Origin of the sequence: Parablautia muri (assembly GCF_009917485.1) — a bacterium.
GTDB lineage: Bacteria > Bacillota > Clostridia > Lachnospirales > Lachnospiraceae > Suilimivivens > Suilimivivens muri.
Map to the genome: position 1 here is coordinate 1 of NZ_QZDT01000175.1, position 1,203 is coordinate 1,203.

Below are 1,203 nucleotides of genomic sequence, written 5' to 3' on the forward strand. Positions count from 1 at the left end.
TTCTCTTTCTCTATGCTGATGTCATTATATCGGTTAATTCTGTGACAATCAATCAGATTTATTTGAAGCCAGAATAAATGGGCAGCAACAGTAATCCGACACCGGGCGCTTGGAGCGCCTTTTCAATGCCTTTTTCAGCTTATGCTCCGCAAGGGCGTGGGCGGCGGTTCCTTCCTCGGCATAGACGCTGCCGCCGGGCTCCTCCTGAAACTGCTCCTCCAGTCGTGCGGACGGCGTACAGGAGAGCCACCGCTTGGAGGAGGATGCGGAAAGCAATGCGTGTCTGCCCATCACAGCACCTGCGCTTCCTGCATCAGCGCCGGGTAGTCCTCCGGCTTCACCGCCGAGAGCTTCGCCGCGCCGTACTTCTGCAAAAGTTCCTTGATCTCCTTCGACTTGCCCTCCTGGGTCTTCTGTGCCATCAGCGCCCGGATGCCCTCCAGCGTGGCGGGGGATTCCTGCTGTTCTTCCGCTACAGTTTCCTGCTTTTCCACTTTCTGTGTTTTCACAGCTTTTTCCTTCGTGCCTCCCTCCGCTTTGGCAAGGCCGCGCAGGCCTTCCGCAACGATGGAGAAACCTTCCGCGATCTTCAATAATTCACTTCCCATTTACATTCCCTCCGTTTCCTTAAAAATGATTTCCTTTCCCTGTTCTGTGGCATAGGCGATCTCCGCCGCCATCCCTTCGGTGGCTTCCCCGAACACCCACATCTCGTCACACAGCGCAAGCAGCTCCATCCCCATAGCGATGCCGATCCGCCTCTCTTCCTCTATCCCCTCATTTAAGAACTGCGGGAATAAGAGGTGCGGCGCAACAGGCAGGAAACCCTGCTCACACGCCATGCGGCAGTAGGCCGCCGCTTTCCTTGCATTCCCTTCCATGTCGCCGCGGAAGGGGCTGCAGATAAAAACCTTCTTACGCATCAGCGCCTCCATCCTTTCTTCATTTTCCTGTCATGCGCCGCTTTCGCGGCTTCATAGGCTTCCACTTCCTTCTCGATCTGCACCAGCTTGGCAGCGAGGCTTTTCGCCACGATGCTGATTGCCTGTAAGATGCCGATAAGCTCCTGTGACTTTTCCATAGGTTCCATTCCTCCTTTCCGGGGCTGTTCATCTTGTACCCCTTCACTGTCGTAATGACACTTTTTCGGTTTTCGGTGGATGGAAACGGATATTTTTTCAAAAACCGTTCGACAATTCCCGT

At 54.4% G+C, this 1,203-nt stretch carries 4 protein-coding genes; all 4 read right to left on the minus strand.

Features of this window, described 5'->3' with window-relative positions:
• Positions 1 to 48: 48 nt before the first annotated feature.
• On the minus strand, positions 49 to 291 hold the full coding sequence (locus tag D5281_RS25025) for a DUF2800 domain-containing protein (protein WP_330585347.1): 243 nt from the start codon (positions 289 to 291) through the stop codon (positions 49 to 51).
• A complete protein-coding gene (locus tag D5281_RS25030; RefSeq protein WP_160562548.1) occupies positions 291 to 608 on the minus strand; it encodes a hypothetical protein in 318 nt (105 codons plus the stop codon). Before D5281_RS25030 ends, D5281_RS25025 begins: the two co-directional genes overlap by 1 nt.
• Positions 609 to 923 (minus strand): DUF7768 domain-containing protein, encoded by a 315-nt coding sequence (locus D5281_RS25035; protein ID WP_160562549.1) that lies wholly within the window; start codon positions 921 to 923, stop codon positions 609 to 611.
• A partial coding sequence (locus D5281_RS26380) for a hypothetical protein (protein WP_277935635.1) occupies positions 923 to 1,203 on the minus strand: 281 nt, incomplete at its 5' end. The genes D5281_RS25035 and D5281_RS26380, both read right to left, overlap by 1 nt.

What these genes read in the sequence shown, in the direction of transcription:
- D5281_RS25025 (WP_330585347.1), bottom strand. Translation starts at nt 291, where the DNA reads ATGGGCAGACACGCATTGCTTTCCGCATCCTCCTCCAAGCGGTGGCTC.
- D5281_RS25030 (WP_160562548.1), bottom strand. Translation starts at nt 608, where the DNA reads ATGGGAAGTGAATTATTGAAGATCGCGGAAGGTTTCTCCATCGTTGCG.
- D5281_RS25035 (WP_160562549.1), bottom strand. Translation starts at nt 923, where the DNA reads ATGCGTAAGAAGGTTTTTATCTGCAGCCCCTTCCGCGGCGACATGGAA.